At 45.8% G+C, this 10,952-nt stretch carries 7 protein-coding genes; 3 read left to right on the plus strand and 4 right to left on the minus strand.

Going from position 1 to position 10,952, the window contains the following annotated elements; translation table 11 throughout:
- Positions 1–91: 91 nt before the first annotated feature.
- A complete protein-coding gene (locus ACRN9H_RS05775) occupies positions 92–919 on the minus strand; it encodes a hypothetical protein (protein ID WP_432312831.1) in 828 nt (275 codons plus the stop codon).
- 159 nt (positions 920–1,078) lie between these two features.
- Between ACRN9H_RS05775 and ubiD the strand changes: the two genes are divergently transcribed.
- The 3 genes from ubiD to ACRN9H_RS05790 all read left to right on the plus strand — a co-directional run bounded on the left by ubiD (position 1,079) and on the right by ACRN9H_RS05790 (position 5,899).
- Positions 1,079–2,560 (plus strand): 4-hydroxy-3-polyprenylbenzoate decarboxylase, encoded by a 1,482-nt coding sequence (gene ubiD / locus ACRN9H_RS05780; protein ID WP_076498666.1) that lies wholly within the window; start codon positions 1,079–1,081, stop codon positions 2,558–2,560.
- 112 nt (positions 2,561–2,672) lie between these two features.
- A complete protein-coding gene (gene fre, locus ACRN9H_RS05785; RefSeq protein WP_432312832.1) occupies positions 2,673–3,383 on the plus strand; it encodes an NAD(P)H-flavin reductase in 711 nt (236 codons plus the stop codon).
- A 527-nt stretch (positions 3,384–3,910) separates the two neighbouring features.
- Positions 3,911–5,899, plus strand: coding sequence for a hypothetical protein (locus ACRN9H_RS05790; RefSeq protein WP_432312833.1), 1,989 nt, complete (start codon positions 3,911–3,913; stop codon positions 5,897–5,899).
- A 574-nt stretch (positions 5,900–6,473) separates the two neighbouring features.
- Here ACRN9H_RS05790 and ACRN9H_RS05795 read toward each other — a convergent pair.
- The 3 genes from ACRN9H_RS05795 to ACRN9H_RS05805 all read right to left on the minus strand — a co-directional run bounded on the left by ACRN9H_RS05795 (position 6,474) and on the right by ACRN9H_RS05805 (position 10,872).
- Positions 6,474–7,103, minus strand: coding sequence for a flavin reductase family protein (locus tag ACRN9H_RS05795; protein WP_432312834.1), 630 nt, complete (start codon positions 7,101–7,103; stop codon positions 6,474–6,476).
- A gap of 135 nt (positions 7,104–7,238) precedes the next feature.
- A complete protein-coding gene (locus ACRN9H_RS05800; protein WP_432312835.1) occupies positions 7,239–9,353 on the minus strand; it encodes a M13 family metallopeptidase in 2,115 nt (704 codons plus the stop codon).
- A gap of 235 nt (positions 9,354–9,588) precedes the next feature.
- Positions 9,589–10,872, minus strand: coding sequence for a winged helix-turn-helix domain-containing protein (locus ACRN9H_RS05805; protein ID WP_432312836.1), 1,284 nt, complete (start codon positions 10,870–10,872; stop codon positions 9,589–9,591).
- Between the last annotated feature and the right edge of the window lie 80 nt (positions 10,873–10,952).

Below are 10,952 nucleotides of genomic sequence, written 5' to 3' on the forward strand. Positions count from 1 at the left end.
GACAGAGTATCTCTTATTTATATTTTTATAACTCTACAAATATAAATGAGGAAACATATAATTAAATAACTGATTTACAATGCTTTCACTGTTACTTTCTGGGTTGTTCCTGATAGGTTTGACTGCTCCAGTCGTAGGCATAAAGTGCGCCTTGCCACTCGTAAAGTGTACGACCATCCTGTTGCACAACTCTGGCATTACTCGGCAAGCTAGACACACTGTACGCCACGCGCTGACGGGGTGTTGCGGCATTATTACCGGCTGTAACGGCGTCTGCATTATCACTATAACTTTGCACCGTTTGTGTAGTCGGGTTTGCAGGCACGCTTGTTGGCATACTCGACACCATACGGCCTTCACTCGCAGAATACTGCATACTGGTAGTAACACGCACTGGCTCAGATATCGCCACAGGTTCATCGTCGTAGCGCATAGGAATCGACAAACCTATGCCCGAATAGGGCGAGTTCCAGTAATTTCGAGCATAAACGTCACGCGAAGTATTCCAGCCCCAATCATTGTTCCACTGAGTGTTCACACCATAACCAACATTCCAGCCAGAACCCCAACCTGTTGCGAGCCCTAAACCCAGCCCTAAACCCCAAGGGTAATAAGGTCGATAATAGGGACGATAGTAACGATGATTAACGGCGTGCGCGTAACGATTGTCATAGTGATTGCCGTAGTTGTCATAGCGATTGTTGTAATGACTGGCGCCACGACTATGGCTATCGCGATGACCGCTTTGCTCCGAATAGCCTCGATTAGCGGCAACCGCTGTAGTCGACACACTCAGCACGCTCAAGAGTGATACCCCTACAGCCAGCGATAAAACCAAACACGTTAGCGGCCGTTTATGCACGCTAGCTGATTGACTTTGAACACACTTTTCGTGAGAAAAACCTGTAGAAATATTCATATAAACCTCGAAATAAAGGGCGTAAGCGAGATAAATCGTGACTTACTGATAATCATTTTACGCTTCCTAAGTCTGAAGATCACTGAATTGGTTAACCCTAAAACATAAAAATGCTATAGTGCGCGCCACATGGATTTTCACTGCAGAGGCTATTTCCACATGAGTTTTAAGGATTTACGCAGCTTTATTGATCACTTAGAAGCCAACGGCGAACTCAAACGCATTCGCTACCCAGTTGATCCTCATTTAGAAATGACAGAGATCGCCGATCGCGTATTACGCGCCAAAGGCCCTGCGCTTTTGTTTGAAAATCCCAAAAATCACTCGATGCCGGTGTTGGTTAACCTGTTCGGTACACCCAAACGGGTGGCAATGGCACTCGGCAAAGATGACCCCTTAGCACTGCGCGAAGTGGGTGAACTGCTGGCCTTTTTAAAAGAACCCGAGCCACCACGCGGTTTTAAAGACGCGATCGCTAAGATCCCTATGTTCAAGCAAGCTTTGAACATGCCGCCTAAAACAGTACGTAATCCCCCTTGCCAACAAATCGTTAAAACCGGTGATGAGGTCGATTTAACCCAATTGCCCATTCAGCATTGCTGGCCGGGCGATGTCGCGCCATTAGTCACATGGGGCTTAACCATCACTAAAGGCCCGCGTAAGAGTCGCCAAAATTTAGGTATTTATCGCCAACAATTACTGGGTAAAAACAAGCTGATTATGCGCTGGTTGTCCCACCGTGGCGGCGCGTTAGATTTTGCTGATTTTAAACAACAATTCCCCGGTGAGCGTTATCCGGTTGTGGTCGCACTCGGCGCCGATCCTGTGACTATTTTAGGCGCCGTCACCCCAGTCCCCGATTCCATGAGCGAATATGCTTTTGCCGGTTTACTGCGCGGTGAACGTACCGAAGTCTGCAAGGCATTAAGCTGTGACTTAGAAGTGCCCGCCACCAGTGAAATCATCCTCGAAGGCTATATCGATCCTGAGGAACTGGCGGAAGAAGGCCCCTACGGCGATCACACGGGTTACTACAACGAAACCGATAAGTTTCCAGTATTTACCGTTACACACATCACTCACCGTAAAGATGCCATCTACCACAGCACTTACACAGGCCGTCCACCGGATGAGCCCGCCATGCTTGGAGTTGCATTAAACGAAGTATTTGTGCCGATTTTGCGTAAGCAATATCCTGAGATCGTTGATTTTTATCTGCCGCCAGAAGGTTGTTCATATCGCATGGCAGTGATCTCGATTCGCAAACAATATCCGGGACACGCCAAACGGGTGATGATGGGCGCATGGTCTTTCCTACGCCAATTTATGTACACCAAGTTTATTGTTATCGTCGATGAAGATGTGAACTGCCGTGACTGGCAGGATGTGATCTGGGCAATCACCACCCGCATGGATCCTAAACGCGATACCGTGATGATCGAAAACACCCCGATTGATTACCTTGATTTTGCTTCACCCGTTGCCGGCTTAGGCTCAAAAATGGGCCTAGATGCCACCAATAAGTGGGAAGGCGAAACCAACCGTGAATGGGGCACGCCAATCGTGATGGACCCCAAAGTAAAACAAAAGATCGACTCAATCTGGGATGAGTTAGGCATAGACGACAGCCCAACCCTATAATTCAACTTAAGCCGTTGCTCAAGTATCGGCTTAAGCCAAGAGAATAGGCCAATAACCGGCCGCTAAGCGCCACCTAGTCAACAACATTGAAGCAAGGTGCAAAGGAAGTTTGATGAAAACCATACGTTGTAAGATAGAGAAAGTTAACCCATTTAACGATGCCGTATATCAAGTATTGTTAAGGCCTGAAACCGCCTTCGATTTCCAAGCGGGGCAATACTTATGTGTTGTCATGGGCGAAAAAGATAAACGCCCCTTCTCTATCGCATCAGCGCCAAACGCCGAGCTGATCGAATTACACATTGGCGCCGCTGTGAGTGAAAGCTACCCAATGCAAGTGGTCGAGCGCCTGAAAGCCTGCGCCATTGATGGCAGCACTATCGACATCGAAGCCCCAGGCGGCGAAGCCCACCTGCGCCACGAAAGCCAACGCCCTCGCCTATTAATCGCCGGCGGCACAGGTTTCTCTTACATTAAAAGTATCGTCGAGCAACAAATTGCCCTAGGCCAACAGGTTGAAACTATGTTGTATTGGGGTTGTCGCACCCAAGATGCCATGTACTTTGAAACCATCGCTCGCGAGTGGCACGACGCTCACCCTTGGTTGCACTTTATCCCTGTCATCGAGGAAGCCCCCGCTCATTGGCAAGGTAAAACCGCCAATCTGTTAGCGCAAATCAAACAAGATTTTGTCAGTTTAAATGGCTACGACATCTATATCGCTGGCCGTTTCGACATGGTGGGTGCAGCACGGGAAATCTTCCGTGAGATTGGTGTAGAGGAAGCACATCTCTACGGTGATGCGTTCGCGTTTATCAAATAACACGATAATTTGTTAGCTGTGGTTGGCCTTGGTTAGCAAACCTTTGCCAGCATAGGCTCAAATAATAAACCCCAGTTTTTACTGGGGTTTATTATTTTTATAGCTCTAACGAATGCTAGGAGTATCGACTTTAAAGCTTTCCAAACTTCGTTTGGATCAACATCGAGGGGCTTCACCCCCCTGATTTTTAATAAGGGTCGACCAAGGAAGACTAATCATCCTATCAAAAACGTCCATGTTAAACTGTCAGCTAAATATTCCTATATCGCGCTCAAAGCGGCCGTTGGATTCTCTCAGACGCCTCTAGCGAAGTTACATGCATTAGTGACTGGCTTCGTACTTATTTAGAATAAGAGTTTTGCGGCCTTATCTTTTGATAATCATAAATCTATTTTTACAACCACACATCTAAATGAGTTAGCTATGGTGGCTAAATAAAAAATTTTATATTACGACGAACTCCAGTAGTATTATTTCCTTATAAAACATAATTATAATTCTATTCTCGTTTTAAGGATTGAAACAAAATGAAGAAGTACCTTGTCGCTTTACTAGCCTGTATAGCAGCCCTATTTTGGTTTACCCCAAAAAACCCTAACAGCTCGTCTTATTCCAATGACACGATAAAAACAGCCCAGCCTTCAACCTCATCATCCGCAACACTTGAAAAAGAAATTACCCAAATAAATCTTAAGGCTCCTAACAACTATAATAGTTGTCAGCAGCTTATTGAATCGGAAAAAGAAACACGTTGGAATTGGGCTAGAAAGCAAGAGTGGGATCAATGGTTAGACAAGGGATATTCTATCGATGATATTACGTTGGCTATAGATCACTTTTTAAATTCTAATTTCGCTGCCAATTGGCGGGCAAAGCTGCTCAAAAAGAACTCGCAACTTAATCAGCAGAATCAAATTCTAACTGAACAAGTAAAAACCTTAGCACCTGATCTACCCTCTTTTGTACGAATCGAGAGAAGCATACCTCAATCTAAAATAGAAAATATTGCCACACTCAGCCAAGCAGACGCACTAGCACTCATTCAAGAAACGAAGCTCACCATCGATGATGTTGACTGGCTACTTAAACAAGATTCACTTAGCCAGCAGTTATTGTTACAAGCAATTGAAAAAATTGATGATATTGATGCACTTATAGGCTTTGGAATCCAAGAGAACGAAACTCTACACCTTATCGATACCGCAGCCTACTATGGCAGAGATCAAATAATAACCACTCTGCTAGAAAAGAACAGTGTTCTCAGTGATGATGCATACCTTGGCACAACCATGGAGTATGCCCTTGCTCGTCTAGATAACTATTTCCATATGAATATTCCATTAGAAAATGACTTAATTGTACGACAAGTCAAAATAATTAAAGCGCTTCACGGGCTAAATAGCACCGCCCACTTTAGCATTCAATCAGATCAAAAATCCGTAGGTTTCTTTCCTCGTCATATTTACAGCTTCGATGCACAACAAATGACAAATTTACAGCAAATGTATGGCTTCACGCTCACCGAGATCTCCCCTAAAATAACATTAACTTTTGATCCTAACTCCCCTTTATTAACAGAACTTAACGCTAATTTTGCACAACTACATGCAAACAGTGCTACACCTGAAGCAGTTGCAAACTGCCAGTCATTGGTTCACAAAATAAACTCTCAATGGCAGCCACATAATCTTTCTTACTTTAGCGATAAACTAATCAGAGAGGGCAAGGAGGTCACTGCCACCAATCTCAATCAAATTGATCCGGCATTAACTGATTGCTTTAACTATCAACAGCGGCAACCTCTCTCCAGACGGCAAAGTGGCGATCACAGCCTAGACAGCACTATATACGGGCTTGCGGCTCAGAATAAAATTAATGAAGCCATTAAAATGATCGAAGACGCGCAGGTAGAAGAGGCTGTAAGTCGTGAATTTTTCTATCAACTGTTAGGTTATAACCCTGAGTATTTCACGGAGTTACAACTCAGCCAATTACGTCAAGAGACCTTCGACTACGATGCTTTGTATCGCATGACTAATAGGACGATTTCCCTTATCAGCGAAGATTTAGATACCGACAAACTAGATCATGCGGGTGAAAGTTGGCTCGACATTGCTAATACCAGAATAATTTCCCTTATTAGCGAAGGTTTAGATATCGACAAACTAGATTATGCGGGTAAAAGTTGGCTCGACATTGCGATAATTGAACACGATCTTCCACTGCTGAATTATTTGGTTAATCAGCATATTAGCTATCCATATAAGGCAAGCGGACGAGATCCACTGTATCTGTTATTGGATACTAACCATTACAAATTTAACCCTGAGCATCTATTGGAGTACTTATCATTACTAATGGTACTTGAACCCAAGGTCTATCCTCAGCATCAACGTTTAATGTCATTGATACGTTTGAAGTTCCCTGAGGCATACACTCAAATCACCAACCAATTCCCAACGTTAATCGTAAAAGAGGAGATGCCACTTCCGCCTGCTGCTTGCCTCAATTACTAAGGTTGTGCAACAAATTAACAAAGATGAGACATGCATATCTCTTTTTGGATTAACAGCCGACACCGAGACCACAGAAATTCACCTTCCCCTGCGAAGTTGCTGAAGGGCGTTGAAGACTTTTTATTAAAAGGATAGACCGTGACGCAGACAGGACGTCTGCGTAGCTTTCGGGTAAGGGGCGAATGAAAATCGGTGATTTTCGCGCTTATGAGCGAGAGGCAGGGACTGCCGAACTGGAGGGCTTTACAGGGATGTAAAGCGTAGCCATCGGAAGCGTTAACTATTTTCGAATAAGCACGAAGCTAGTAACTAATGCATGTAACTTCGCTAGGGTGAGTGCTGCGTAGCAGCATTTCGAACGAGAGCCAGGGATGGCGAACTGGCAGTTAGACATGGACGTCGTTCGGCAAGGGAGATCCTAGAGGGAATTGCTGTTGATCCCCTCTTGGTCGGGTGTGGGGTGAAGCCCCACGACTTTGACTTAGATTTTGATTTAAAAAGTTAAAAGTTAAACTAATACCCAAAACTCAAACGAAGTTTAAAAACCCACAGCCCTGCGGCGAATGAGCAACCCCTAAACTTGTGGTCTATGTAGATCAAAACGCAGATCTTCACAGATCCCATAGTAAGCCGATGGGCCGCCGGCACGTAATACGGGTTCGGCGAGGGCAGTTTGATAAATCCCCTCGGCATTGAGTAAATGCTTGGCAATATGCACGGCCACCACTTCACCTAACACTAACCAAGTATCAATTTTATCGCCATTGGCGGCGGTTAACTGGATACATTGGGACAACTTACATTCAAAATTCACTGGGCTTTCAGCCACTAAGTCTGCCTTAACAATGATGCCTGTTTTAGCCGTGAGTCCGGCAAAGCTAAACTCATCTTGACCGCGTGGCAGCATGGCTGAGGTTTGATTCATCTGCTCGGCGAGACTGCGGGTGGTGAGGTTCCACACAAACTCCCCTGTTTCGACAATATTGGCAACACTGTCTTTCCAGCCTGTGCTGGCAAAGCCGATGATGGGCGGTTTGTAGTTGAAACAATTAAAAAAACTGTAAGGTGCGAGATTGCGTTGCCCCTCGGTATTCCGCGATGAAATCCAGCCGATCGGTCGAGGCCCCACAATCGCATTTAAAGGATCGTGTGCAAGGCCATGGCCTTTGCTCGGTTCGTAAAAATAGCGGTTATCAGCAGTCATACTTCATCCCTTAATCACAATAATAAATATCATCTTACAAGGTAATCTTTCCGCCAAACAGAGTGTTCAGAGGATCTCCAAACGCATAAGGGGAACCTATCGTTCCCCTTATTTACGGGTTTGATGAGACTGGCTTTACCAGATCTTAACTCGATCTTCTGGGGCCAAATACAGCTTGTCGCCAGGCTTAACATCGAATGCGCTATACCAAGCATCTAAGTTACGCACGGTCAGCGCGCGGTACATGCCGGGCGCATGGCCATCGGTTGCCACCCGAGCACGCAGGGCTTCGTCACGCATTTTAGTGGCCCAAGTTTGCGCAAAGCCGATAAAGAAGCGTTGATCGCCCGTAAAGCCTCCAATCACAGGCGCATCTTTGCCTTTAAGCGAGGCATGGTAAGCATCAAGAGCCGCGGCTAAACCTGCCACGTCGGCAATATTTTCACCTAAGGTCAACTTGCCATTCACGTGTAAATCAGGGAAAGGCGCATAAGCATCAAACTGCTGTGCTAACGCATCGCCTTGCTTATCAAATTGAGCAAAGTCAGCGGGAGTCCACCAATTACGCATAGCGCCAGTTGAGTCAAACGCTGCGCCATTGTTATCAAAACTGTGGCTGATTTCATGGCCAATCACAGCGCCTATTGCGCCATAATTGTAGGCCGCATCAGCCTTAGCATCGAAGAATGGCGGTTGCAAAATACCCGCTGGGAAGTTCAACGCATTTTGCACAGGCAAGTTCACCGCATTCACCACTTGCGGCGTCATCCACCACTCGCCTTTATCCATTGGCTTGCCAATTTTGGCTAACTGATGGGCATATTCTACTTTTTCGCCGTTAATGGTATTGGCGTAGGCATTAGTCGCAGAAACCGTATAACTGTCGTAGTTGCGCCATTTATCGGGATAACCGACGCCCACAGCGATAGTTGCTACTTTCGCTAAGGCCTCTTTTTTAGTGGAAGGGTCCATCCAATCTAATTTTTCAACTCGCTGACCAAAAGCCGCCACTATGTTATCCACCATAGTGCTCACTTCTGCCTTGGCCGAAGCGGGGAAATATTGCTCAACATAGGCATGACCTACGGCATCACCTAAATATTGGTCAAGGGCGCTTAGGGCAAGTTTGTCGCGGCTACGCTGCTCTGGCGTGCCAGAAAGCTTAGTGCCATTAAACGCAAATGCGGCTTGATCGATATTTGATGGCAACACATCGGCATGGCTATTAATGTGATGAAACACTAACCAATCTTTCCATGCATTTAGCGGCTCTGAAGCTACTAATGCCGACAGCCCGCTGATTGCAGTGGCATGATAAGCAGCAAATTTTGGTTGATTACCCAACTGAGCGGCATCCCAAAAAGCAGTCCAATCCATGCCTGGCGCTTTAGTATCAAAGTCAGCGCGGCTCCACACGCCAGAAGATTGAGCAAAATCTTCGCTTTCAGCACGGCTAGCGTGGGCGGCGGCAATCTTGTGTTCAAGGGTAAAAATCCGATCGGCGCGGGCAGCGGCATCGTTTACGCCTGCGTCTTTGAGGAGTGTTTCAATATAGGCACGATAAGCAGTCCGAATTTCAGCCATTTTAGGATCGGCAGATAGGTAATATTCGCGTTCAGGTAAGCCTAAACCGCCCTGTAAAATATAAGGTAATACTTCACCCGGCGTTGCTAAACCTTGGGTTACGAAGATCCCAAATAGGTTTTCGGTAGAAAAGTCGGTCGCGTTAAGTGGGTCAACATCAGCGCGTAGATTTGCGCCTAATACCGTAGATAAATCTTGTTTGCTGCTAATGGCCTCAAAACGGGCAATATCAGCCTCGGCGGGTTTCATTCCTGCGGCGTCAATCGCGGCGGTATCGGTGTAAGCCTTGTAGAAATCGGCGATACGCGCCTCGTCGCTGCCCGCGGCGTGCTGAGCGTTAACCAGCTTCGCAATCAGGCTGGTATTATGTTTTTCGGTCGCTTCAAAGGCCACCAGAAAAGAACCCGTGCTGGAGCGATCGGCCGGGATCGTCGTCGTTTTCATCCACTCGCCATTGGCGTAAGCATAAAAATCATCCCCGGGTTTTACGCTTAGCATCATGGCCGCCACATTAATACCGATAGGCATTTGAGTCATAACGGCTTGGCTTTTAGGCGCAGTTTCGCTGGTTTTTGCGGTATTTTCTGTGGTGTTATCACTGCAAGCAGTGAGCCCAGCCAGTACTGAAGTTGACAGTAATAGCACGGGAATAAGACGGTCCGACATGAATGACTCCTCTCTCTTTTATTATTGTATTTATCTTGTGATGATTAGGTTTGGCAGTGTAACTGGCACTGAATGAAGAAGTAAAACAAAGCCACTTTTTATGATAGAAAGTTAATGCAAACAATTTGAGCCAGACGCTTAAACACGCAGCTTAGCATCGTCACGACCACGCTCAACTGCAGGCACAAAAAAGCCGACGCTATGTCGGCTTAATCAAGTTTGGCTAACGACTACTTTATAATTTGATCTGAGTGTACTGAGTCCATGCAACCACTTGCCCCATTTGAGGAATGATCCACACCGCGGTTTGCTCATTTTGATAGATACGATAATAAAATAAGTCTTCATCGCGGATATCGTGTTTACGGATTTCACGATAAAACTGCATCGCAGAAGGGCTGACTTCATCTGGCTTTGTCAGTTCTTTTTGCTGCACTTTAACGTGGAAAACATCCACTTTAAGGTTACTGATTTCAGTTTGATACTGTTCAAACTCGCCGCGTATAGTGTATTTAATCGGTGTCGTTAAGCAATCTTGGTCTGTAATGCAGGAGGTCGAATAAAACTTACCCTTATTTTTTCCTTCGTACACAAGAGACATACTGAGATCGTTACGTACGAGCAGCTCGCCCGCAACAGGGAAATAAATATCCGCGTGGTAATTATGCTCAAGCAGCTCACCCATGGCGGCACCATCAGTTGGTAACACAATACGGTTGTAACGAATGCGTTGCTCCATTTGCTGACTGAGCGGAATAAACTCGGCCATATTCAAGCCTGCGGGTTTTGCATCTAGCGCGGTGATATTAATGATACCGCGGCCATTACAGGCACCGGCCTCTAATTCTGGGCAAATTGCCATTGAATAGTTACGGCCATCGGTTGCCACAAAGGCGCTGAAATGTTTAATACTGTCAACAAGGTTACCTTCTGGCGCTAAATGTTTTTGCCACAATGACGGGTGTAAATGTTCCTCATCGCCAATGTAAAACATTTGCGCGGTTCCAACAGTGCCACCGATATTGAGACTGATAAATTTATCGGCATGCCACTTAACTAAATGCTTAACCATGGCATGGCGGTCACTCACATACCAGACGATCGCCAAGATAACGCACAGTAAGGCAATACCCGCAAATTTAGTCCAAGCAGACACACCAACAATGGCATCACGGATAGCATCGGCATCGTTTATCGCTAACATTTTTACATGGGATTGCTCTGAAACATGCAGTTGATAACCACGGCGGGCGATGGTTTTTAACTGCACTTCGGTATAGGGTTCTAACTTTTTACGCAGGGTACTAATGCACTGAGTTAAAGATGTTGGCGCAACAACGCGATCAGGCCAGCCAGCTTCTAAAAGCGCTTCCTTGGTAAAAATCGCATTGGGAGATGACAGTAATAATGCCAACACCGCCGCTTCAGAAAAGGTCAAACTGGTGGATGTACCATGCACTTGATCGACTAATTGCTTAGCCTGTTCATCTAACAATAAATAAGCAGTAATTTTATGCATGTTAAGCGCCCGATAAATCAGTAAAAACTGATGATGTATGATTGCACTAACCACTGACAACCATATTAGGACAACGTTTT

It is taken from the genome of Shewanella sp. MF08487 (assembly GCF_050848685.1).
Lineage (GTDB): Bacteria > Pseudomonadota > Gammaproteobacteria > Enterobacterales > Shewanellaceae > Shewanella > Shewanella glacialipiscicola.

What these genes read in the sequence shown, in the direction of transcription:
- ACRN9H_RS05805 (WP_432312836.1), bottom strand. Translation starts at nt 10,872, where the DNA reads ATGCATAAAATTACTGCTTATTTATTGTTAGATGAACAGGCTAAGCAA.
- ACRN9H_RS05790 (WP_432312833.1), top strand. Translation starts at nt 3,911, where the DNA reads ATGAAGAAGTACCTTGTCGCTTTACTAGCCTGTATAGCAGCCCTATTT.
- ACRN9H_RS05800 (WP_432312835.1), bottom strand. Translation starts at nt 9,353, where the DNA reads ATGTCGGACCGTCTTATTCCCGTGCTATTACTGTCAACTTCAGTACTG.
- ACRN9H_RS05795 (WP_432312834.1), bottom strand. Translation starts at nt 7,103, where the DNA reads ATGACTGCTGATAACCGCTATTTTTACGAACCGAGCAAAGGCCATGGC.
- ubiD (WP_076498666.1), top strand. Translation starts at nt 1,079, where the DNA reads ATGAGTTTTAAGGATTTACGCAGCTTTATTGATCACTTAGAAGCCAAC.
- fre (WP_432312832.1), top strand. Translation starts at nt 2,673, where the DNA reads ATGAAAACCATACGTTGTAAGATAGAGAAAGTTAACCCATTTAACGAT.
- ACRN9H_RS05775 (WP_432312831.1), bottom strand. Translation starts at nt 919, where the DNA reads ATGAATATTTCTACAGGTTTTTCTCACGAAAAGTGTGTTCAAAGTCAA.